This window comes from Streptomyces sp. 2A115 (genome assembly GCF_052245575.1).
Classification (GTDB): Bacteria; Actinomycetota; Actinomycetes; order Streptomycetales; family Streptomycetaceae; genus Streptomyces.
This window is the reverse complement of sequence record NZ_JBQQCG010000132.1, coordinates 1-21,318: the sequence shown is the minus strand read 5'-3', so window position 1 is coordinate 21,318 and position 21,318 is coordinate 1. Positions and strand designations below refer to the sequence as shown.

Here is a 21,318-nt window from a genome sequence, read left to right as displayed (position 1 = left end):
CGCGGCGCCGGCCTGAGCCTCTACCAGGTCGTCCGCGAGCTGCAGACACTCCTCGCCCTCTGGACCGGTGCCTGCCCCACCTGCCACCACGACATACCCACACCAATACGCACCTGACCAAGCCCTAATAGTCCGTCTCACAACTGACCGTTTCCACCGGGACGGTGAGCACGCCTACCTCACGCTCGACCGCCATCCCGTTCTTCTCCCGCCCAAGCTCGCCGTCCTCATTGAGCAGCAGATCGCCAGCCCGAGCTGCCGCACGTCAGTGCTCCAGCAGCCGCATGACGGCAATCCGGGCTTCCTCTTCCCCGGGCGCCCGCCGAGCCGTCCGCGCAGTGCCGAGGCGGTCCACCAGGTCATGAGGCGACATGGCCTGCCCGGCATCAGTGCCCGCAACACGGCGATGATCGAAGCAATCACCGACCTCCCGCCCATCGTGGTCAGCGACCTCTTCGGCATTCATCCCAGCAACGCCTACACCTGGTCGTCCCAGTTCGCACAGAACAGCTGGACGGACTACCTCGCGGCCGTCCAGGCCACCGAATAGCCGGTCCCGCCCAGGACAGCACTTTGGCGGCGCCCCGGGACGCTTTTGGGAGATCCGAACGAAGCCTGAGCGGCCCCCTGGTGCCTCTCCCCAAAGGCGGTCTGGTGGCATGGCGGGCAGGCGGCCGCACCGTTGAGGTACGACCCCTCCACCAGCGAGGAGTCCAAGACCACAGCGGGTGACCCAGGCCAGATCGCCAGCGACGTTCTGGCCTGTGGCCTGGGTCACCCGATGCTGACGAGTTCCGTACAGCTCCTACATGCAGGTGCCGGAGAACCCATTGTCGACGGTCCGGTACAACGGAAACTTCATGGCGTAGTAGGTGTCGGGGCCGTACTCGCCGTCTACGTGGATTCGGTGCGTCGTCTGAACAGCGCGTACCGCTGCCCGGGTGGCGTTCCCGTAGACGCGATCGACCTCGAGATTAGGGATGCTGTTGTAGCAATGGTTGATCGCCCCCTGAAGCGCTCCGGGCAGTGTGCGTGAGCGGCAGCGACAACGTTACCGGGAGAGCCGCAGGTCCCAGCCGTCGCCGGTGCGGTTCAGGGTGGGGGTGTAGGCGGGGGGGGCGGGCCAGTCGGCTTCCCGTGGGTGAGATTGCCGGGCGACCTGACGTCAGCGGCAGCGTGGGAGTGGAGTGAACCTGCTGGTCATGGGCAGATCTATCACCCGCGGGCGAGGCCGTTCAGGAAGCGAGGACCAAGGTGGCGTTATGGCCGCCGAAGCCGAAAGAGTTGCTCAGGGCCGCCAGTGGTCCTTGAGGAAGTTGGCGCGGTGATCCGGTCACTATGTCCAAGCCGATTGCGTCGTCGGTCTCTTCTGCGTTGAGGGTCGGGGGCACGACCCGGTGGTAGAGGGCCAGCAGGGTGGTGATCGCCTCGACGGGGCCGGAGCCGCTCTGCAGGTGTCCGATCATGGACTTGGGAGCCGAGACGGCGATCTGGTCGGTGTGGGCGCCGCACACACGATGTAGGGCGCGGGCTTCGGCGAGGTCTCCGGCCGGTGTGGAGGTGGCGTGGGCGTTGACATGGGCGATGTCGGTGACCGACAGGCCGGCGTCGGCGAGCGCCCGGGTGATGGCTTTGGCCGCACCGAGTCCCTCGGGCTGCGGCTGGGCGATGCGGTGCCCGTCGACAGACATTCCGATACCGAGGATCCGGCCGTAGACCCGGGCACCGCGGGCGCGGGCATGGGCCTGCGACTCAAGGATCACGATGCCCGCGCCCTCGCCGAGCAGGAAACCGTCCCGGCTCTTGGCGAAAGGGCGGGAGGCACCCTGCGGGTCGTCGTTACGTCGGGAAAGGGCACGCATGGCGGCGAACCCGCCCAGGCCGAACGGGTGGATCGGCGCCTCGGCGCCGCCGGCGATCACGACGTCGGCCCGGCCCAAGCGAATCATGTCCGCCGCCAGCCCGATGGCCTCGGTCCCCGAGGCACAGGCGCTCACCGGCGCATGGGCACTGCCCTGGGCGCCGTACTGGATGGCTATCTGCGCCGCCGAGCTGTTGGGCAGCAGGGAGGGCACCGCGTAGGGCGACATGTGCTTCCAGCCCTTGGTCTGGAGCGTCTGATGCGCAGCGAGCATGGTCTCTACGCCGATGGTGGAGGAGACCGCGACCGAGAGCCGCTCGGTGTCCAGCTCCGTAGCGGTATCGAGGCCGGCGTCCGCCCAGGCTTCGTGTACGGCCATCAGCGCCAGCTGCGTGACGCGGTCCATCCGGCGCGCCTGCGCGGGCGGGAGCGCTGCCGCGGGGTCCACGGCCGCGGGTGCGGCGATCCGCACCGGCAGCTCATGGGCCCACGGTTCGTTCAAAACCCGGGCTCCTGACCGGCCTTCCAGCATGCCCTGCCAGCTGGAGGTGACGTTGGCGCCCAGGGGCGTGACCGCTCCGAGTCCGGTGACCACGACATCCGACGCTCCGGCGGAAGCTTTCTCTACCACGATCTTCCTCATTCAGTTATCTGTTGACCAAAAGGGAAAAGCCACCTGAACGTCGCAAAATGGGCTGTCAGGTGGAGTTGGGTCGCAGTCGACTGCCGCGTCGTAGAGGTGCGGGCCCAGCAGGGTAGCCAGAGTGTGCAACGTAGCCTCCAGCTCCAGTTGTTCGATGGCTCCCGGGCGGTAAAACCGTCACCGCCCGCCTTGCGCTGGCTATGGCGACGCGACGGATCTTCGGTGGAAGATTCGAAGCCGAGTGCACCGACACACCCGCCCACACCTGCGTTCCGCTGTCAGCCCCGTACGGCTGGCACAGTAGCCCGGCTCGGCCGTTGAGTGTGCCGGTCGTTTGACCCACAAGGGAACGGCCGCCGCGAACACCGGAGTACGGGCAAGGCGGCGGACGAGACCGCTTCTGGTTTACAGCCGCGACCTTGTTGAGCTCGACTGCTGCTACCGCTGGGACCACGAGAAGTCGCCCTACGGGTCGGTCAGATCCGTGGCTCGCAGCGAAGGCGCGGGTCACCGCGGAGGGTTGGGGTGCTGGGGTTGTTGGTTCGACAGCTTTGCGACGTCATCGCGCAGCTTCTCCACGATCTGCTCGTACCGCTGGACGCTGGCGTTGCCGATCTTCTTCGTCCTGGGCACCGTGCCCACCCCCTGCTGGCTAGGGCGACTTCTTCCGGCCCCACCGAGGCGATTCCAGCAGGCCCCGAAATGTGAAGCCCGCTCCGAGGCGACCTGCATCGGCCCCGCCCGTGACCGGCTCGGAGGGCCAAGTAGGACTGTTTTCAAGCCGTCGTCGCTGGCGGCGATCTTCACAGATTGGGGCCGATTCGAGGGCGCCTCGGTGGTCCCAAAACGCGGCTCTGTCAGCGATCACGGGGAGCTGTCACGGTCGGTGAGAGTGGTGTTCGATTCCCGTGTCTGCGCCGGGGTGCGCCGTACCGGATATCGCCAGATGTGACGCTCCCTCATGAACGTCGAGACCGGGCCTCGGCATGATGGATGCCGCATGCCGTGAATCGACGCTGGCCATCGCCTCTCCGTGATGGGACCCAGCCGGGATCCATATCGCGATATAGCGTTAGTCTTCTTCTCGCGCCGCTGCCTGCGTCGCGCGGAGACGTTCGACAGGACCAGGACGGAAGTATGTTGGGAGAGATTTCGCCCACCGGGAAGGACTCCGGCCCCGGCTCGTCGGCCGAGCTGAGGGCCTCTCATGCGGACCGGGACCGGGTGGTGGACATGCTGCGTATCGCGGCGGGGGACGGCCTGCTGACCGCGGACGAGTTGGACGAGCGCCTGGAAGCTGCCCTGTCGGCGCGCACCGTCAGCGAGCTGACCGCGCTGACCGCTGACCTGCCGGCCGTGTCCGCCTCGACCGGCACGGCCGTAGCGGAAGTCAAGGACGTACTCCGGATCGAGGGGATTCACAGTGGTGCGATCAAACGCGTGGGGCGCTGGGTTGTGCCGCGGAGGCTGGAGCTGTCCACTGCGTGGTGTGAGGTGACGCTCGACTTCACTCAGGCAGTGATCACGCAGGACACCTTGCGGATCGACATGAACACGGCAGGCAAGAGGCTGACGCTGATCACCAAGCCGGGCATCGTGGTCGATGCCGGTGCCCTGAGCCTCATACACAGCAAGATCAAGATTCGTCAGGCTCCAGACCACGAGATGCCGATCACGCTGCGCGTGGAGCTGGTCGGCACGACGACCCACGGCCGCGTCGTGGTACGGCCCGCACGGCGGACCTTCGGACAGTGGCTGCTGCGCAAGCCCACGTCCCTGCCGGCAGGCGATTGACTCCATCGTTGGGAACTGGCGGCAGTGGCTCGGACGGTTTGAGCGGGAGCCTGCCGGCGATCACGGGGAGCCATCACGGCCCGTGAGGGTGTGTTCGATTCCAGACCGCGAGCCGGGGTACGCCCCCGCCGTGATACGCCGGGTATGACGCTCCGTCATGTCCCGATGAGGCGGGCTGAACCGACCAGCCGGCGTCGACGTCCAGGGCATGAACCACGACGAATTCGCCTGGCAGGAAGTGCTGTTCAAGGGCTTCGAGGTACTGGTCACCACGGCGGTGCACGGCGCGTGCGGGATGGTGGTGCGGCTCAGCGTCCAGCGTGACGCGGGCTCGTGCCCGGCCTGCGGCCGGGCGTCGACCCGTGCGCATGACCGCTACGAGCGTCGCCTGCAGGATCTTCCGCTGGCCGGGCACGCAGTACGGATCCTGCTCTTGGTGAGGCGCTTCGTGTGCGTTGACGGCGCCTGCCCTCAGCGCACATTCGCTGAGCAGATACCGGGACTGACCAGCCCGTACGCCCGCGCCACGGATCGGCTGGGCGCGTTGCTGGATCGGATCGCGCTCGCGTTGGCCGGCCGTGCCGGGGCGCGGATGGCCAACGCCCTGGGGTTGGCTGCGGGGCGGATGGGGCTGTTGAACCGGATCCGGGCGATGACCCGGCCTACGACATCCCGCGCGTCCTTGGTGTCGACGATTTCGCCACCAGGCGCGGTCACTCGTACGCCACTGTGATCACGGATGGTGAGCGGCATCGGCCCATTGACGTGCTGCCGGGGCGCGAGGCGGCGCCGTTGGCCGCTTGGCTGGCGGCTCACCCTGGGGAGGAGGTGATTTGCCGGGACCGTGCCGGAGCCTACGCCGAAGGCGCCGCGCTCGGCGCCCCGGATGCCCTACAGGTCGCGGACCGGTTTCATCTGTGGCAGAACCTCGGGCAGGCGGTCGAGAAGTGCGTCGCGGCCCACCGCGACCAGCTGCGCGCCCTCACGCTTCGCCCCGAAGAGAGGGACGCCGCGATCTCGACCGGCAGCATCCGTCAGGAGGCGTCGATGCCCGATGATGCGTTGCCGACCGGGCGCCAGGCCGAACGCATGCGCGCACATCACGCCTTGGTCCACGGCCTGTTGAACGAGGGCATGGGACTGCGTGCCATCGCCCGGCACCTGGGCTGGGGCCGCCACACCGTCCGGCGCTACGCTCGCGCGGCTCGCTGGCAGGACGCCGTCACCGGCCGCCGCACCCGACCGAGCACCCTCGACGTCCACCGCCCCTACTTGCAGCGACGCATCGACGAGACCGAGGGCGCCATCTCCATCAAGGAACTGCGCGAGGAACTCGCCGACCAGGGCCGACGGGTGCCCTACAGCAGTCTCCGCGACTGGGCCCGCAGCCGTCTGATTGGCCCACAGGCCCTGCCCGGCCTCCCGCGCCGCCGAGCGTCCGGCAGGTCACCGGCTGGCTCACCCGCCGGCCCTCCACGCTCACCGAGGACGAACACCAGCAGCTCAAGGCGGTGCTGAACGGCTGTCCCGAACTGGCCACCGCGCACCGGCTGGTCCGCGACTTCGGATGTTCACACAGCAGACCGGTGTCCTGTTGCCCGCCTGGATCGAGGACGCTGCCGAGGCGGGCCTGCCCGGACTGACCGGATTCGCTCGCGGCCTCACCAGCGACCTCGACGCCGTCACCGCCGGACTCACCCTCCGCTGGAGTTCGGGCGGCACCGAGGGCGCTGTGAATCGCATCAAAAAGATCAAAAGGCAACTCTACGGGCGAGCCGAATTCGAACTACTCCGCAAGATCATCCTGCTTCAGTGACCGACCGCGACGGCTCCCCGTGATCGTTGACAGAGCCCACTTCGCCCCGTCACCACCCCTCAATGCGTCGCGCTACCCACCCCGGCGGGGCCACCTGAAGCCGTCATGGTGGAGCCGCTGAACGCCGCCCTAGCCAGCCCGAAGATCGCACGCTCGTTCATGGTGTGCCCGGGGCACCCGCTGCATCGGGTGCTGACGTCTCGGATGTGCTTCCTCGTCGCGGGCGGACTCGTGGAGCGCGGTAGCGGGGCATCCCTGGGCCTAGTCCTGTCCCCAGGGCTGGCGGGTCTGCCCGCCGAAGGCATGCCGACGGCTTCTTGCGGGGAGGCCGGGCGACGGATGGGTAGGGCGAGGCTCACGGACCCAGCGGGGCAATCGCGCCGACCTGGCTGGGAAATGGGCCGTGGCTTCGGCCTCCTCGCGCCCCTGTTGCCCGAACTGTAGAGGCCGTACACCTCTCCCCACGGCGGAACTGGCGCCTTGCGCCCCTCCGTTGCGGGAGACCGGCTACGGCGAGATCAAGGCTGCCCCGTTCGTGCGGCTGCTACGTGGTCTCCAGGACGTTGACCCGCGGCAAGGAACGGTGCCGGTGGTGTGCACCGGCTATCTCCGCCAGTGAGGGGCGGTTCAGCGCGCGGTAGGCCATCACGAGGAGTTCGTTGGCGAGTGTCTCGCGGGCCGGGTCACCGCCCGAGGCCCAGTGCAGGTCGCGGCCCAGGACCAGGGCCTCCGCCGGATCGCCTGCCGAGCAACGGCGGCGGGCCTCCTGCAGGCTGGCCTGCAGGGCTGCGGTGTCCTCGAACAGGTCGTACATGTACGTCGCGAACTTGTACGCGTCGGCCTGGTGGTGGGCGGGGCGGTCCAGGGCGGTTTCGCCCGCTACGAGGGCGCCCGCGCCGTCCAGCGTGGTGATCCGGTCGGGGTCCACGGGTGGGATGATCGCGTCGTAGGCTGCGGAGTAGGCGATGCCCACCTCGGGCCGGTCCCCGGTCTCCACGACCGTCAGTGCATCGCGTAGCAGGCCCAGGCGGGACCGCCGCGCGGGGCTCTCTTCGTCCTGCACGTCGTCGTCGAGGTCGCGCCAGCAGCGTTCGAGGATCGCGCGCAGCGCCTCCAGTGGTGTTCCCGAAGTTGTGTCGATTCCACCGCCGTCGTTGTTGTAGTAGGAGGCGACTCCACGGCAGGTGCGGCCGTCGTCGAACCACAGGCCGTGGTGGAGGCCGTCGGAGCCGGCGTGCATGAAGGTCAGGAACTCGGGCGGGTCACGGTAGTAGCGGCCGTGCACCCGTACATCGATGCCCTGGCACGGCTGCAGACTGGCGTCGGCGAACAAGTCCATGATGCCGGTCGGGGACACGTCCAGGTCACCGAGGGCCTGGTATTCGACCGGGGCGAGGGATCCCAGGAACGTCGAGAACCGGAAGATCGAATCCGGTAGTTCGAATCCCCAGTCCCGCAGGAAGCGCTCCTCGATGTGGGCCCGGCTCGTCGACCTCTCGGTCTTCTTCCCGCGCATCGCATGCCCCCCCCCGTTTATGGCGCACATATGGCCGCTGTTGGGAAGGCCGAGGCTACCGAACCGATGACACCGCTGGCATGGCGACCTGCGTGTTCAACTCCCGTACAGCCAGCTGTCGTACGCGGCGTTGTCGACCAGGTGGTAGAGCCCGAGCGCGCCGGGGAAGAGCACGAGGGCGAGGACTCCGGCCCGTACGAGAACCGGCGCCATGATGGTGACGCTTTCGTACTGGCCGGTGATCGTGCGCCAGTCGCGCCAGCGTCTGATGTCGCCCGAGCACGCCGTCCAGAACCAGACTCCGACCACGATCCCCATCCCGGCGAGGACCATGGAGAACCCTGCCACCACGGCAAGGAACGTCTCGCGGTCATGATGGTCGGCGACGAAGAGTGTGACCATAAAGAGCAGGGCGACGGCGGCGATACCCTGCACTGCTCCTCGCACCAGGACGCCCTTGAAGCGCAGCCGTGGCAGACGTACGCCATCCTCGTCCGTGGCCCGTTGTGGGGTCCGTACTGCTCCGGTGCGCTGTGTACGCGTCATGGGCGGCAGGTTACCTGGGGGTAGAAAGTCAGCAGGACGAATCTTCCGGCCAGCCGCACCAGGGGCTGGCTGAGGGCAAAAGCCGTCGAATAATGATCACGTGGCTCAGCAACTCCCCAGGGCCGGACCCGGAGAACACGATCACGTCGATCGCGAAGCTGCTCGCCTCGCCTCGTTCACCAGCGGTGAACTGACGTCAATCCTTGACGGGGATGGCTTCCAGGAGCGGCAGCCATTGCGACGGCAGTGCGTCTTCGGCCCGGAAGATGTCGGCGAGTTCGGCGACGCTTAGCACGGTGATGGTGCGTGCCCGGGCGGATCGCCAGGCCCGATCGAGGCGGTCGAAGGCTTCCAGGACCGTCGGCGGCCGCACGAGGTAGAGGTGGTCGTCGGCGAGCATGCGTGCGGCGGGCATGATCTTCGATTTGGGGGACATGAGGAGCGCGATGGAGCCGCTGGGGGCCGCGGCGTTTCGCTCGGCCTGCGTGTACCGGAAGTGTCCTTGGGCTTGGCGGACGTTGTCGGGGCCGATCTCGCCGGTGGAAGTGGCTTCGCTCTTGGCCTCGTTGACGCAGCGCGGCCTTCTGCCGCTTTTCCCCTTCGTACTTCTCGATCTGTTCTTCGTACCGCTCTTGGAAGTCGGGGTGGTCGAAGCGTTCGTCGTCGTCCATGGCATCGATCGCCTGGAGCTGCTCGACGGGAGTCCGGAAACCGGCGATGAGCGGGCTGAGCCGGTAGGTGCCGTTGCCTTCTTTCCACACCATGCGGGCGAAACCGAGGTGCTGAAGGCCGCGGGTCACCTTCGTACGGCTGATGCCGATCTCCTTGGAGATCCTGTCCTGAGTGAGCACACAGCGCCCGCCCGGCTCCTGACGGCCCAGCAGGTGCAGCAGGACGGGGTACGCGGCCGGCGGCGGTCCGCGCGGGGTAAAGACGAGAGCGTTGGCCTCGTCCTGGCATCCGTCCCACTCGCATGCCGACACCTGGCGAGCGTAGGACGGGAAGCCCGTCGACCGCAGGCGTGACGGGCCGAGCGGGGATGCCTCACCCCGAAAGGCTGGCCAGGCCCGAGGCTCATCGTGTCTTCAGGGCTTGTACGCCGCCGGATGAGCGGTGAGGCAGGCGCGTCCGCAGTGCAGGAGCCATCCGCTGCGGGTCGGGTGACCGATGGCGCCGGCCAGCCCGATGACGGGGTCGGTGAGAGCGGCCTGAAGGTCTTCGGGGTGGGGGTCGGAGTCCCAGTGGAGGGTGCATTGGTCGCCTTCGACGGACAGGCGGCGGTGGTGGGCGTGCCCGCGCTGGGGCCGGTCGGTGGGGTCGTTGAACCACAGGCCGATGTCCCAGCTCGCGTCTGGGGCGTGGGTGCACGGCCGTACGGTCAGCGCGGCGAGCAGGGTCTCGGTGTCGGCGGTGAGGTGGGGGAGTGCGTTGAGGGTGGTGTGTTCCTCGTCGCTGACGGGGATGTCGCTCGTCCAGAGGCGGGAGTAGTTGCTGTCTGGATCGGTGGGGCCCTGCAGGCGGCCGTCGGGGTCACCGGTCACGGTCATGGTGGCGCCGGTGGGCAGGTGGCGCAGGCGCCATCCCTCTTCGTATGAGCTCTCCACCCGCAGCCCGGGCAGCCCGATGTGGGGGAGCCTGTCGCGGCCGATCAGCCAGCAGGTCACGTTGTAGGGGGCTCGCGTGGTGATCACCAGGTCGTCGTGGCGGGGGGAGATGACCAGGGTGTAGCGGGTGATGTCGGCGAGGCTGATGTGGCGTGGCCACAGGCTGGTGGGACCGTGGTTGAACATGCCCAGGGCCAGCAGCGCGCGCAGCCGCCGCTGAGCAGCGGTGCAGACGTCGAGGCCCAAGCCGCTGCCCGGGGCAGGAGCGTTGTGGCGGTGGCGGGCGATGCCGGGGGCGGCGAGGGAGGGAGTCTCCCTGGTGTAGGAGGCGCGGAGGCGGGCGGCCTGACGGCGCAACGAGGCGGGCACGGTGAGTCCTTCGTCGCCGCCCGGCCGGCTGGATCACCACGCGATGCGCGTACTGGAGGATGAACAAAGGTGCGAAGTGGGTGCCCCACACCCTCTGTCGGTGCCGCGAAGCGTCCGGGACAGCTCCGACACACGGTCCAGTCCTTCGCAGACCGGTGCCCGGACGCTACCGACACACGGCGCTGGTGGCTGCCTGGGACACGCATGGCACGCTGTGGGTCACCCGACCGAGCCACGCGGCGATCGCGACTGCCAGAGTGCCCCAGAACCGTTGGCCGTCGCACGCTTGGCACAGCATGGCCAGCAGAACGTCCTGGACGAGGCGGCAACCGGTCCAGGGGCGGGAATGATCCGGCGCGGTCGCTGCCGACGGCCGCTTCGGCGAAGTGCACCTAGTGTCGTGCGCCAGAGATCCGTCGGCAGAAGCGGGCGAGGGAGTCGAGGATCTCTTCGGCTGTCTTGGTCCAGATGAATGGCTTGGGGTCTTGGTTCCAGTCCTTGACCCAGGCCCGGATGTCGGCTTCCAGGGCCTGGATGTTCTTGTGTGCGCCGCGGCGGATCATCTGGTGGGCCAGGTAGCCGAACCACCGCTCGACCTGGTTGATCCAGGAGGAACCGGTCGGGGTGAAGTGCAGCTCGAACCGCGGGTGCTTGGCCAGCCAGGCCTTGATCGCGGGAGTCTTGTGAGTGCCGTAATTGTCCACGATCAGATGGACCTGCAGGTGCGCGGGCACCTGCTTGTCGATCCGGATCAGGAACTTCTTGAACTCCACGGCCCGGTGCCGGCGGTGCAGGGCTGTGATGACCTCGCCGGTGGCGACGTCGAAGGCGGCGAACAAGGTGGTCAGGCCGTTGCGGACGTAGTCGTGGGTGCGCCGCTCGGGCATGCCCGGCATCATCGGCAGCACCGGCTGGGACCGGTCCAGCGCCTGGATCTGTTGGGTCGGGGACGGGACGCCGTGCGGCCTTTCGGCCGTCGGTTTTCCCGTCCCCGCCCGCCGAACCCGGCGTGCGAGTCATCCCCGCACCGGGCTCTCCATGTGATCCGATGGGTTCAGCTGACGAGTTCTGAGACATGCCCGACGAACGCCGCATCGTCATGACCGGACCGGCGGAAACGGGCTCCGGCCGGGTCGATCTCGTCGATGTTGAACGGCGTGGCGATCTGCGCTCCGCGGAAGCGGTAGCGCTCCACGCGCATCTTCGCCGGGTTGTAGAGGACGAGGCCGTCCTCGCAGATCCGGTCGGCTCCGTAGTAGCGCCGCCGAGTCTGTTTCCAGGTCATGTGGGGGTGCTTGCGGCGTATCCAGTAGATCACCCGCCACCAGGCATACCAGCCCAGGTAGGCGAACGTCCTCTTCGATGCGCCGTAGCGGAAGTACGCAGCCCAGCCCCGCAGGATCGGGTTGATCTTCCGCAGCACGTCCAGCAGCCGGAGCGAGACGGTTCCTGCCCCTGTCGCCTCCTTGATCTTGTGCATCACCCGCGCCAAGGCATCCTTGGACGGGATCGTCAGCACCACCCGGCGGCCGTTACCTCTGCGCCTGCGCTGGATGCAAAAGCCCAGGAAGACGAAGCCGTCATCAATGTGGGTGAGGTGTGTCTTCTCGACCGAGAGGGTCATCCTCAGCCTGGTGGTCAGCATCTCGCCGATCTCCGCCCGGATGGTCTCGGCGTCGGACCGGGTGCCAGAAACCAGCACCACGAAGTCGTCGGCGAAACGCACCAACCGGAAGTTCGGCAGCCCCTTGCGACGGCGATTCTGCCGCCGCCACCCTGGACTCATGTCCCGCTCCCAGATCCGGGCGAAGTGCCGGTCCAGGACGGACAGGTAGATGTTGGCCAGCAGCGGGGAGGCGACCCCACCTTGCGGCGTGCCCGTCAGGCTGTCCGCAAAGCCACCGTGCTGCTCGACAATCCCAGCCCGCAGAAACCCCCGGACCAGCCGCAGCACCTTACGATCGGCGATGCGTTCTTGCACCAGCTCCATCAGGATCTGGTGATCGACATTGTCGAAGCACGCGGTGATGTCACCCTCCACCACCCACTCGTATGAGCGGCTGGTGAGCTGGTGGATCTCGGCGATGGCATCCTGTGCCCGACGTCCGGGCCGATACCCGTAACTCGACGGATAGAAATCGGCCTCGAAGATCGGTTCGAGGACCAGCTTGAGGGCCATCTGCGCCACCCGGTCCCGCAGGGTCGGAATCCCCAGCATCCGGACCTTTCCGTTCCGCTTCGGGATCATCGCCTGCTTCACGGGCAACGCGGTGAAGGTGCCGTCCTTCAGCGAGGACCGCAGATCCTCCAGGAAGGGCAGTACCCCGATGTCCTCTTCGACGTGGCGGTGGGTGACCGCATCCACGCCCGCTGTCTGCGCACCCCGATTGCCTGACACCCGCTCCCAGGCCACCAACAACGTGGCCCGGTCGCAGATCAAGTTGAACACGTCCGCGAACCGGCGATCCGGTTCAGCCCGTGCCCATCGGTGCAGCTTTCGCTGGTGGTCAAGTACCCGCCGCTCGGCCGTCATACTGCCCGGCCACGACGGCGCGCTGTTGTTCAACGGCGACTCTCCCCGCCCCCAGTCATACTGCTGATCACACTGCCGCCCTTCCCCATGCGTGCGTGGGTGCTGGCGCCGGCCGGCGCCCGGGCCCCGGAGTGCGGCCGGTGGCCGAGCGTCTCGGCGGCCTCGTGGACGCGCCGGCGCGTCCACCGCCACAGCCGGCGCGTCTCCGGCCGCACGGACAGGTCCTGCCGGCCGTTGAGCACCTTGGACACGGTGGCCTTGGAGACCCCGGCCCTCTCCGCCACGTCCACCAGCTGTTCCGGCACGTGTTTCCCCTCTCCGGCGAGAGTTGCCCTGGTCCGCTGATGCGGGCCGGGACTGGCGTGTTCTGACCTCTTGACATCTTCTGGCAACGCCATTTAACGTTCGCGAAAGTTTCGGTCAACCGGTTTCCTTGGTTGATCGTAAGTGGTAAGTCTGGGCAGATCCCAAGAAATCAGTCATATCGAAACAGCTAGATGTCGGCCACAATTGACGTGGAGTCAACTGTGACCGAAGAGCCGCCCCCTGGGCGTACCGCGGAAGCGACCACCGTCGCACTCGCGGTCCCCCTGACATCGGTGCGCGCACTCGTCCACGCAGACGGATGCGCCCGGTTCAGGGCATCTCGCACCACCACCGAGCGAGCCGGTGTGCCACCGGCCGCCGTGCTTCCCCGTTCGCTTCTCGCGGCAGCCCCGCATGTCGCCCCGCATGTGCCGTACGTCCCGCATGACAGGCCCTTACCGGATCCATTCGTGCCCACCGTTCGATCCGGTGACGCGGGAGTCATTTCGACCACACCCCAGTTGTGGACAGAGCGGAGCAAAGATGCTTCCACCAAGCCATTCCAACGCCGGCACGACGAAGGCCCGTCTCGCAAGGACGATCCCGTTCGTCGCCGCGCTCCTCCTCGTCACCGCATGCCGTGCCGAAGTGCCGGCCGACTCCGGTGTGACCCTGCTCGACGGGGATCGGATTTCCGTCTCGGGCCCCACCGTCGTCTCGGCCGTTCCCATCGGTGACCAGGGTGATGTCGACGCGGCGGCGGCACGGAACCAGATCCCGTCGCTCAAGAGCGTGGCGCTGCAGTACCCCGACGTCCGGGTCCTCATCACCGACTCGGACGGGCATACGACCGACTCCGCAATGCGGAACTTCGCGGCGAACTGGGACCTCTCCCACGAACTCGTGGTCGCCGCGGACTCGGCCTCCGCCGACGCGCGGCTGTCCAGGGACGGACAGCTCCAGACACTGCTGATCGGCGCCGACGGACACGTGGCCGCCGACTGGTCGAACCATCCTGCGCCCACGCAGGCGATCGTCGCCGCGCTCCGCAAGGTCGCGGCGAGCCCCACAAGCCATTCCGACAATGTCGTACGGAAAGAGGCATCATGAAACATGCCGCAGAGATAAGACGCGTCTTCACAGTCGCCGTCGTCACGCTGCTGATGGCCTGCGTCGCGGTCGTGCTGACACCGGCCGGGCCGGCCCACGCGGCGGGCTCCACCTACCACGTGGACTGCTCGGCGGCATCCAACGGGACCGGCACCTCCGGCTCTCCATGGAACTCACTGGCGGGCCCGAACGCGACGACCTTCTCCCCGGGGGACCAACTGCTGTTCAAGCGGGGCACGACCTGCTCCGGCCTCCTGCACCCGCTGGGCTCGGGCAGCGCGGCAGGCGGGGCGATCTCCATCGATGCCTACGGCACAGGCGCCCTGCCGATCATCGCCGGAGGCGGTGCCACGGATGCGATCTACCTGCACAACCAGGAGTACTGGGAGATCTCCAACCTGGAGGTGACGAACACCGGCGCCGTGAAGGGTGCGAACGCGCGACGCGGTGTCTATGTGGTACTCGAGAACTACGGGACCGGGAATCACTACAAGATCAGCAACCTCAACATCCACGATGTGAATGGAAATCAGTCGAAGGAAGTCGACGGCAGTGCCGGCATTCTCTTCGCCGTTCTCGGGACCACGACGCCCAGCGCCTTCAATGACGTCGTCATCGATGGCAACAACGTAGCCAACATCGCCCGCAGCGGTATCAACATGTCAAGCACATGGCTGTGCCGGCCGTCCATCGGCTGCAACAATCCGGCCTGGACCCCCTGGACCGGCGTGATCGTCAAGAACAACACCGTCCATGACACGGACGGCGACGGCATCGTTGTGCAGATGTCGCGGAACGCCCTCATCGAGCGCAACGTGGTCTACAACACGGCAAAGGCGAACTCGGCGAACGCGGGCATCTGGGCATGGGACTCCGATGGCACCGTGATCCAGTACAACGAGGCGTACGCGACCCAGAAGAATTCCGGAAATCCCGACGGCCAGGGCTTCGACGTCGACTACGGGCAGGACGGCACCATCGTCCAGTACAACTACAGCCACGACAACGCGGGAGGGTTCATCCTCTTCTGCGGCTGCGGCGGGGGGTCACGCCTCAGCAGCAACGCGGTGGTCCGCTACAACGTCAGCGAGAACGATCGTCTTCGCGTCATCAACCTGCTCGGATCGCAGGATTCCCAGTTCTACAACAACACCATCTACATTCCATCGGGGTCCACCGCGAACATTTTCGAGGTCTCGGGCGCCTGGAGTGACCTCACGCTCGCCAACAACATCATTTACAACCTGGGCAGTGGCGACTACGTCTACACCAGCGGCCAGCCGGCCTCGAACTTCTCCTGGCGGAACAACCTCTTCTACGGGAACCACCCGGCCAACGAGCCGTCCGGCGGAGGGAAGATCACAGCGGATCCGCTGCTGAACTCGCCCGGCAGCGGCGGCACGGGCATCGGCACCGTCGCGGGCTACCAGCTCACCGCGTCATCTCCGGCCATCGGTACGGGAGTTGTCATCCCCGACAACGGCGGCAAGGACTACTGGGGATCGACCGTTCCCTCGGTCTGCGCACCCGACATCGGCGCCGACCAGTACAGCACGCCCTCCGACGCGACTTGCCTCGCGAACGAGAACCTCGACTTCGAGAAGGGGTCGCTCACGGCGTGGAGCGCGTGGAACTCCGCCTCAGTGGTTAACTCAGGGGCCCACGCCGGAACCTACGCGGCCCGGGTCGGGCCGTCGCCCGCCTCCGTCGAACAGTACGTCCCCGTCGCACCCCGGACGACGTACCGCGTCTCAGGCTGGGTGAAGTCCGCTGTCGCCGGCGAGGTCATGAACATCGGCGTCAAGAACACCGGCGGCCTGGAAACGGTGGCAAGCGCCAGCGGCACCGCGTGGACATACGTCTCCGCCGACTTCACCACCGGGGCGGCGAACAGCACCGTGCGGCTGTACTGCTACAAGAGCTCGGGTACCGGGAACGGCTACTGCGACGATCTCGCCGTCACCCCCGTCAAGAACCACGTGGTCAACGGCAACTTCGAGTCCGGCCACACCGTGCCCTGGCGAAACGGGGACTTCTCGCTCACGAGCACGTCGTCCAACGACAACACGGCCGCACTGACGAACTCGTCCCTGAGCGGCAGCACCCTGTGGCAACTGGTCTACAACCTCACGCCGAACACGACCTACCGACTGACCGGCGCGATCGCGAGCCAGACCGCCGGCACTACGACGGCACTGGAGGCCAAGCTCTACGACGGCTCCGCCGTCACGAGTGCCTCGACCACCCTGAACACCTACTCAAAACAGTCGACGACCTTCACCACAGGGACAGGTGTGACCACCGCTCGCATCTACTGCCATCTCGTCTCCGGAAGCGGCGACGGCTACTGCGACGAAGTCACCCTCACCAAGCAATGAACGACATCGACGCACACGACGATTCGACAGTCACTTGACGATTCGACAGTCACTTGACAAGGAGCACCGTTGATCGCCTTCAGTGGCGACTACAACCCCGAGCGTGGTTCAAGGAGGTGCGCGCCGAGGACCCGCGGCCGGTGAAACCGGACAGGGTCAATCTGGTGAGCGTGGGCGTGTCCGGCTGGTCACGGGTCGAACCCGTGCGGGACGCCCACGCTTTCTCCTCCTTCGACCGGGTGCTCGACGACCTGACCGCGCACGGCGTGACCGCCGACCCGGCGACGCCCGGCGGCAGGCAGCACTACGGCCCGTCCAGTTCGATCCAGTGCCGCGGCAGGCAACGTTTGCCCGTCAAGGAGCGGCGTCCGGTGCGTGCTCTCGGTGTGCCGGCCGGAAGGCGTCGTCCGCCCGAAGGGCCTGGACGTACTTGGGCTTTCGGCCGGTGCGGCGAAGGGGGTCCCCCGCCCGAGCCAGATCATCGAGGCAGGCTGGCGAGATAGCTTTCGGGCGTCTTGTCGAAGCGTGTGGCGATGCCGCGCCAGTCCTTCAGCCGGTTGATCAGCCGCTCGACGGTGTTCCATTCCTTGTAGAGATCGGCGTCGTGACCTGTGGGTCGGCTGCCCCGGCTGCCCTTCTTCTTCCGGTTGCGGCCTGGTCCTTTTTCTTCGGGATGACTGCCTTGATGTTGCGTTTGTGCAGGTAAGAGCGGTTGGCGCGGGATGAGTAGGCCTTGTCCGCGGCGACAGCGCCGGGCCGGGTCCGGGAACGGCCGACAGGCAGACAGACGAACGGACCTGAAACCCCGTCACCCCGACCTGACCAGCACCTCCCGCACGCCGGGGGAACCTCAAACTGGACAGCCCTCACGCCAGAACCAGGTCCCGTTGCCATGCCGCGAACGCCCCTCCCTGGCATCGCCCCGCACACCAGTCCAGGGCGCACCCTCGCCTTCCGGTCCCGGGAACGGTTCTGACTCCCGGCTCACGGCAGATTCGCTGCTCGCCGCCCACCCCTGTAATCAACTCCGTTTGTTTCATTGACATCTCACTCAGAATACCTACCGTTGGGAGCGCTCCCATGACAGCCTTGCAACTGGAAGGAGTCCCCCCACATGCGCAAAAAAAGTCCGTTAACCCTGCGTTCGCGGTCGTCCCTCCGCCGGCCTCTCCAGGCGCTCGTCATGCTGTTCGCCGTGGTTGTCGGCGCACTCACCTGGTCGGCCCCCGCCCAGGCTCACGGCACCGTCGTCGACCCCGCCTCCCGCGCGTACCAGTGCTGGAAGACGTGGGGCAGCAACCACACGAACCCGGCCATGCAGACCGAAGACCCCATGTGTTGGCAGGCCTTCCAGGCCAACCCCGACACCATGTGGAACTGGATGAGCGCGCTCCGCGACGGCCTCGGTGGCCAGTTCCAGGCGCGGACCCCCGACGGGACGCTCTGCAGCAACAACCTCTCGAGGAACGCCAGCCTGGACAAGCCCGGGCAGTGGAAGACCACCACCGTCGGCAACAACTTCTCGGTCCACCTGTACGACCAGGCATCCCACGGTGCCGACTACTTCAAGGTCTACGTGAGCAAGCAGGGCTTCAACCCCAAGACCCAGACCCTGGGCTGGAGCAACCTCGACTTCATCACGCAGACCGGCCGCTTCGCCCCGGCGCAAGACATCACGTTCCCCGTCCAGACCTCCGGCTACACCGGACACCACATCCTGTTCGTGATCTGGCAGGCCTCGCACCTCGACCAGGCCTACATGTGGTGCAGCGACGTGAACTTCGGCTGAGCCGGGGAGCGCCGCACACGACACCGGCCCCTGCCGGGCGCCGGTGACCCGCCGTCCGGCCGACCGAGCTCCGTCGGGGCAGGAGACCCATTCGGTCACCCTGCCCCGACGGGGCTTCCTGCGCTCCTAGGGTCTGTGTGATGTCGTGATCAATCTTGTCGTTCCGGGTCCGTCTGGGAGGCGGATCCGGTCGGAAGACTTTGGTGACGCGCAGGCAACTCACCGGCGAGCAATGGAAGTTGATCGAGCCGTTCCTGCCGATGGGAATGCCTTTGTTTCGTCGTAAAGCTGCCCATGCTGGAGGCAGTGGAAGAGCATGCCCATGAAGCGGTTGAAGAGGTTGCGTTGTGCCGCGACGTGGCGGTCGCCGGCTTCCCCGACTGCGTGCATAGTGCAATCATGTAGGGCTCCTGGCCCTCCGAAGCAGTGCCGCTCCGCCGGCCTGATCGGCTGCAGCGTCATGGGTTTTCTCGTTACTCCACAGCGCGGCCGATGAGTTTGTGGCTCCCGGCCGGTCCAAACTCGTGACACCTAGGAAAGGACACCGCCATGTCGGAACTTCTCGTCGACTTCATCACCTCCCTCGACGGCTACGCATCGGGAGAGGGCTGGCCCGGGTTCTGGGGCCTCGAGGGCCCGGAGTACCTCGCATGGCTCGGCGAGCAGCCCGAGGCCACCTACCTGATGGGAGCGAACACCTACCGCCTGATGTCGGGCTTCGCCGCAGGCGAGGTCCCGAAAGGCCAAGACGAGTTCAGGCCCGAAGAAGAGGCGTCCGTCGATGAGCTCACGCAAGCGTCCAAGGTGGTGTTCTCCTCCTCACTTGAGGAGCCACTGACGTGGGCCAACTCCACGCTCGTCCGCGACGACGCCGTCGAGGCGGTCCGCGCCATGAAGTCGAGCGGCTCGGGGCTCCTCAGCACGATCGGCAGCCTCAGCCTGTGCCGGTCCCTGCTACGAGCCGGACTCGTCGACCGCTTCCGGGTCGTGATGTTCCCGGTCATCACCGGGGCCACGGGCGAAGAACGCATCTACGACGGCTATCCGGACGTTGCCCTCGAGATGATCGAGCACCGCACCTTCGACGGCCGCATCCAGCTGGTCGAGTACAAGCCCCGCGTGCTCGAGCACCCGCCGCTCGGCGTCCCAGCGTGACGTCGCCCCGTCCGCCGGTCTGAACGGCCGCCAGGCCGGCGCCGGCGGGCGCGGAGCAAGAAGCACACGTCGTAGGTGCGCCCGTTGAGTGTTTCCGGGGCGGGGACGAAGGCGGCCAGGCGCTGGTGGCGCTCGGTCAGGGCGCTGCCCGGCCGCCGGTAGAACGGCCGCTCGCTGCTGCCTGCTTCTGCCGACGAAAGCCTGGCCGTCGACACGACGGAGACGACCCGGTCGACGGGCGGGACCAGGCCGGCCCCGATCCAGCGGGCGTGGTCGTAGTAGGCAGCGTTGTCGCTCTTCAAGGGCAGCAGGCGCCAGCTGTCGGCGTACGAGCTGAACGTTCACGTGTACGCCGACAGTTGCCTCCACGAACGCCTCACCCATCTGAACCGGCTGGCGCAGATCGTCCATGAGTTCCTCCAGCGCCGCGACGATGTCGGGCAGCCGACCTGCGGCCTCATCCTCGCTCCGGGTTGCTCAAGCGTCTTGAAGGTCCCCGGCCATCACGCGGCGACAAGCCGCTGGAGGCGCATCTCGTTTATTGCTGGCTTCAGCCATGACAGAAAAGGCGGAGCACTATGCCACTTCGGGCAGACGGTCGAGGCGATCGCGGTGCACCGAGGTCATTTCGAGACGCTCCGCAACGAGATTCTCCTCCAGGTGATCGATCCGGGCGGTGCCAGGAATCGGGAGGATGACGGGTGAGTGGCCGAGGAGCCAGGCGAGCGCTACCTGCGTGGGGGTGGCGTCGAGCTCGGTCGCCACGGAGGCGACGTCGGCCTTCGCCCCCGACTTGCCCCAGGCGACGGGGCGCCACGGCAGAAACGCGATCCCTGCCGCTTCGCAGGCCGTGAGCACGGGCTCATGCTCACGGTCGAGCAGGTTATACCGGTTCTGCACGCTCGCGATCTCGACGATCTCCCGCGCCTGATTGAGTTCGTCGACGGTGACCTCGGACAGCCCGATCCGGCCGATCTTGCCCTCGGCCTGCAGGTCCCGCAGCGTGCCGACCTGGTCGGCGAGCGGCGTCTCGGGGTCGATGCGGTGCAGCTGAAGAAGCTCGATCCGCTCGACGCGCAGTCGGCGAAGTGCCTGCTCGACCTGCTCCCGCAGCACGGCAGGCCGCCCGTTGAGCTTCCACTCGCCTGAGGAGCCCGATCGGGCAACGCCAACCTTGGTGGTGATCAGCAGTCCATCCGGATAAGGGTGCAGGGCCTCAGCCAGGAGTTCCTCATTGGCTCCCCCGCCATACAGATACGCGGTGTCGATCAGCGTGACACCCAGCTCGACGGCCCGCCGGGCAACCGCGAGAGAGGCCTCGCGGGCCGGACCCGGTTCCGTCGGCAAATGCATAGCCCCGAACCCCAACCGCCGTACTTTCAGATCCCCGCCGATACAAAACGCAGTCGATGTCACGTGCTGTCTTTTCCCCCTCGCTCAAGCAGCAACGCTAACAGCGCAGTTGGCCACGGCAAGCGTCCACCAGCAAGGATCGGCCACCGATCGGGCTGCCACCGGCGACCGGGTGTCGTGGGGGGACCTGGCTGCGGTGTGGGCGACCGCGCGCACCGACACCCGCCTGACGATCGCGCTCGCGGGCGACGATGGCTCCGGGGGGGGGCGGGAGTCCCAGGTCAGCAGTCCTATGGAGGCATGGCCACGATCACCACGACCGCCGTGAGTTTCGGCGGTCTCCGTACCCGTCCGACTCAGCCCGGCCACGGAGGAGCACCACACGCCGCTCCATGAGGTCCATCTGCCCGACTCCGGGCGCATCCGGCACCGGCGGTTCTGCGAGCACGAAGACCGTGAGGTCCCGTACGCCGAGGTCGGCAGGGGGCTGACGCTGCCGGACGGCACGGTGGCGGCCCTGGACGAAGCCGATCTGGACCGGCTGC

The 21,318-nt window shown here is 67.2% G+C and carries 21 protein-coding genes and 4 pseudogenes; 12 read left to right on the top strand and 13 right to left on the bottom strand.

Annotation, left to right across the window (positions count from 1 at the left end; translation table 11 throughout):
* Positions 1-268 precede the first annotated feature (268 nt).
* Complete coding sequence (locus ACTWQR_RS52720; RefSeq protein WP_443234490.1) at positions 269-550, top strand: hypothetical protein; 282 nt, start codon at positions 269-271, stop codon at positions 548-550.
* A 255-nt stretch (positions 551-805) separates the two neighbouring features.
* Here the strand turns inward: ACTWQR_RS52720 and ACTWQR_RS52715 are convergent, their stop codons facing one another.
* The 3 genes from ACTWQR_RS52715 to ACTWQR_RS52705 all read right to left on the bottom strand — a co-directional run bounded on the left by ACTWQR_RS52715 (position 806) and on the right by ACTWQR_RS52705 (position 3,137).
* Positions 806-1,027: a peptidoglycan-binding domain-containing protein gene (locus tag ACTWQR_RS52715; RefSeq protein WP_443234492.1), complete on the bottom strand. Its 222-nt coding sequence runs from the start codon at positions 1,025-1,027 to the stop codon at positions 806-808.
* Positions 1,028-1,235: 208 nt separating this feature from the next.
* Positions 1,236-2,492, bottom strand: a complete 1,257-nt coding sequence (locus tag ACTWQR_RS52710; RefSeq protein ID WP_033328579.1) for a beta-ketoacyl-[acyl-carrier-protein] synthase family protein — start codon at positions 2,490-2,492, stop codon at positions 1,236-1,238.
* Positions 2,493-3,011: 519 nt separating this feature from the next.
* Complete coding sequence (locus ACTWQR_RS52705; protein WP_443234489.1) at positions 3,012-3,137, bottom strand: hypothetical protein; 126 nt, start codon at positions 3,135-3,137, stop codon at positions 3,012-3,014.
* Between the two features lie 504 nt (positions 3,138-3,641).
* Here ACTWQR_RS52705 and ACTWQR_RS52700 point away from each other — a divergent pair.
* From ACTWQR_RS52700 to ACTWQR_RS52685, 4 genes are all read left to right on the top strand, one after another.
* A complete protein-coding gene (locus ACTWQR_RS52700; protein ID WP_443234488.1) occupies positions 3,642-4,298 on the top strand; it encodes a DUF1707 SHOCT-like domain-containing protein in 657 nt (218 codons plus the stop codon).
* Positions 4,299-4,506: 208 nt separating this feature from the next.
* On the top strand, positions 4,507-5,031 hold the full coding sequence (locus ACTWQR_RS52695; RefSeq protein ID WP_443234487.1) for a transposase family protein: 525 nt from the start codon (positions 4,507-4,509) through the stop codon (positions 5,029-5,031).
* Positions 5,028-5,816, top strand: a complete 789-nt coding sequence (locus ACTWQR_RS52690; RefSeq protein WP_443234486.1) for a transposase — start codon at positions 5,028-5,030, stop codon at positions 5,814-5,816. The genes ACTWQR_RS52695 and ACTWQR_RS52690 overlap by 4 nt, the downstream gene beginning before the upstream one ends.
* A gap of 49 nt (positions 5,817-5,865) precedes the next feature.
* The gene (locus tag ACTWQR_RS52685; protein ID WP_443234485.1) at positions 5,866-6,114 is read left to right on the top strand and encodes a transposase; all 249 of its coding nucleotides are present in this window, start codon (positions 5,866-5,868) and stop codon (positions 6,112-6,114) included.
* Positions 6,115-6,658: 544 nt separating this feature from the next.
* Here ACTWQR_RS52685 and ACTWQR_RS52680 read toward each other — a convergent pair.
* From ACTWQR_RS52680 to ACTWQR_RS52670, 3 genes are all read right to left on the bottom strand, one after another.
* Positions 6,659-7,630 (bottom strand): ADP-ribosylation family protein, encoded by a 972-nt coding sequence (locus tag ACTWQR_RS52680; protein ID WP_443234484.1) that lies wholly within the window; start codon positions 7,628-7,630, stop codon positions 6,659-6,661.
* Positions 7,631-7,726: 96 nt separating this feature from the next.
* The gene (locus ACTWQR_RS52675) at positions 7,727-8,176 is read right to left on the bottom strand and encodes a DUF6336 family protein (RefSeq protein ID WP_443234483.1); all 450 of its coding nucleotides are present in this window, start codon (positions 8,174-8,176) and stop codon (positions 7,727-7,729) included.
* A gap of 196 nt (positions 8,177-8,372) precedes the next feature.
* A complete protein-coding gene (locus ACTWQR_RS52670) occupies positions 8,373-8,612 on the bottom strand; it encodes a hypothetical protein (protein WP_443234482.1) in 240 nt (79 codons plus the stop codon).
* 10 nt (positions 8,613-8,622) lie between these two features.
* Between ACTWQR_RS52670 and ACTWQR_RS52665 the strand changes: the two genes are divergently transcribed.
* Positions 8,623-9,201 carry a hypothetical protein gene (locus ACTWQR_RS52665; protein WP_443234481.1) on the top strand — a complete coding sequence of 193 codons (579 nt, stop codon included), beginning with the start codon at positions 8,623-8,625 and terminating at the stop codon, positions 9,199-9,201.
* 60 nt (positions 9,202-9,261) lie between these two features.
* On the opposite strand, the gene ACTWQR_RS52660 is transcribed toward ACTWQR_RS52665, so the two are convergent.
* From ACTWQR_RS52660 to ACTWQR_RS52645, 4 genes and pseudogenes are all read right to left on the bottom strand, one after another.
* Positions 9,262-10,149 carry a hypothetical protein gene (locus ACTWQR_RS52660; RefSeq protein WP_443234480.1) on the bottom strand — a complete coding sequence of 296 codons (888 nt, stop codon included), beginning with the start codon at positions 10,147-10,149 and terminating at the stop codon, positions 9,262-9,264.
* A 392-nt stretch (positions 10,150-10,541) separates the two neighbouring features.
* A pseudogene (locus ACTWQR_RS52655) lies at positions 10,542-11,087 on the bottom strand (IS630 family transposase); the annotation flags it as partial.
* A gap of 116 nt (positions 11,088-11,203) precedes the next feature.
* Positions 11,204-12,514, bottom strand: a complete 1,311-nt coding sequence (ltrA, locus tag ACTWQR_RS52650; RefSeq protein ID WP_443234479.1) for a group II intron reverse transcriptase/maturase — start codon at positions 12,512-12,514, stop codon at positions 11,204-11,206.
* Between the two features lie 197 nt (positions 12,515-12,711).
* Positions 12,712-12,987, bottom strand: coding sequence for a LacI family DNA-binding transcriptional regulator (locus tag ACTWQR_RS52645; RefSeq protein ID WP_443234478.1), 276 nt, complete (start codon positions 12,985-12,987; stop codon positions 12,712-12,714).
* Positions 12,988-13,531: 544 nt separating this feature from the next.
* Between ACTWQR_RS52645 and ACTWQR_RS52640 the strand changes: the two genes are divergently transcribed.
* Genes ACTWQR_RS52640 through ACTWQR_RS52630 form a run of 3 tightly spaced genes read left to right on the top strand, consistent with a single transcriptional unit; the run spans position 13,532 to position 16,979 of the window.
* Positions 13,532-14,098 carry a hypothetical protein gene (locus ACTWQR_RS52640; protein ID WP_443234477.1) on the top strand — a complete coding sequence of 189 codons (567 nt, stop codon included), beginning with the start codon at positions 13,532-13,534 and terminating at the stop codon, positions 14,096-14,098.
* Positions 14,095-16,476 (top strand): carbohydrate binding domain-containing protein, encoded by a 2,382-nt coding sequence (locus tag ACTWQR_RS52635; RefSeq protein WP_443234476.1) that lies wholly within the window; start codon positions 14,095-14,097, stop codon positions 16,474-16,476. Before ACTWQR_RS52640 ends, ACTWQR_RS52635 begins: the two co-directional genes overlap by 4 nt.
* Before the next feature lie 53 nt (positions 16,477-16,529).
* A complete protein-coding gene (locus ACTWQR_RS52630; RefSeq protein ID WP_443234475.1) occupies positions 16,530-16,979 on the top strand; it encodes a beta-galactosidase in 450 nt (149 codons plus the stop codon).
* On the opposite strand, the pseudogene ACTWQR_RS52625 reads toward ACTWQR_RS52630, so the two are convergent.
* A pseudogene (locus tag ACTWQR_RS52625) lies at positions 16,955-17,259 on the bottom strand (IS5/IS1182 family transposase); the annotation flags it as partial. The gene ACTWQR_RS52630 and the pseudogene ACTWQR_RS52625 overlap by 25 nt on opposite strands.
* A gap of 400 nt (positions 17,260-17,659) precedes the next feature.
* Here ACTWQR_RS52625 and ACTWQR_RS52620 point away from each other — a divergent pair.
* Positions 17,660-18,265 (top strand): lytic polysaccharide monooxygenase auxiliary activity family 9 protein, encoded by a 606-nt coding sequence (locus ACTWQR_RS52620; RefSeq protein ID WP_443234491.1) that lies wholly within the window; start codon positions 17,660-17,662, stop codon positions 18,263-18,265.
* Positions 18,266-18,484: 219 nt separating this feature from the next.
* Here the strand turns inward: ACTWQR_RS52620 and ACTWQR_RS52615 are convergent.
* A pseudogene (locus ACTWQR_RS52615) lies at positions 18,485-18,637 on the bottom strand (IS110 family transposase); the annotation flags it as partial.
* Positions 18,638-18,814: 177 nt separating this feature from the next.
* Here ACTWQR_RS52615 and ACTWQR_RS52610 point away from each other — a divergent pair.
* Complete coding sequence (locus ACTWQR_RS52610) at positions 18,815-19,420, top strand: dihydrofolate reductase family protein (RefSeq protein ID WP_393629014.1); 606 nt, start codon at positions 18,815-18,817, stop codon at positions 19,418-19,420.
* Between the two features lie 576 nt (positions 19,421-19,996).
* Here the strand turns inward: ACTWQR_RS52610 and ACTWQR_RS52605 are convergent.
* Positions 19,997-20,836 (bottom strand): aldo/keto reductase, encoded by an 840-nt coding sequence (locus ACTWQR_RS52605; RefSeq protein ID WP_443234474.1) that lies wholly within the window; start codon positions 20,834-20,836, stop codon positions 19,997-19,999.
* Positions 20,837-21,164: 328 nt separating this feature from the next.
* Here ACTWQR_RS52605 and ACTWQR_RS52600 point away from each other — a divergent pair.
* Positions 21,165-21,318 (top strand): annotated as a pseudogene (locus tag ACTWQR_RS52600) (Ku protein); the annotation flags it as partial.